This is a genomic window from Adlercreutzia equolifaciens (genome assembly GCF_029076695.1).
In the GTDB taxonomy this organism is placed as follows: domain Bacteria; phylum Actinomycetota; class Coriobacteriia; order Coriobacteriales; family Eggerthellaceae; genus Adlercreutzia; species Adlercreutzia equolifaciens_A.
In genome coordinates this window covers 1-286 of sequence record NZ_JARFIK010000667.1, presented here as the reverse complement: position 1 = coordinate 286, position 286 = coordinate 1, and the positions used below count along the sequence as shown (strand labels likewise).

The window sequence follows — 286 nt, the reverse complement described above, 5'->3', positions numbered from 1 at the left end:
AGTCGGCTGCCGACTGCACCAACGATGCAGTATATTTCAAGAGCTGCTCCTGCGGAGAGATCAGCACAACAGAAACCTTTACAGCAGCAGGTACACAGCTCGGGCACGCATGGGCAAGCGATTGGAGCAAGGACACAGACAATCATTGGAAAGAATGCTCTCGCTGTCACGAAAAGAAGGAGGAGGCGGCTCACGATTACGGCAGCGATAACATCTGCGACACCTGCGGATATGACAAGACCGTACCGCATACGCACAAACTGACCCTCGTTCCCGCAAAGGCTCC

1 protein-coding gene is annotated in these 286 nt (G+C 54.2%); it reads left to right on the top strand.

What is annotated here, in order from left to right:
• The coding region (locus PZH32_RS14040) for a hypothetical protein (protein WP_275208887.1) at positions 1–286 on the top strand (286 nt) is incomplete at both ends.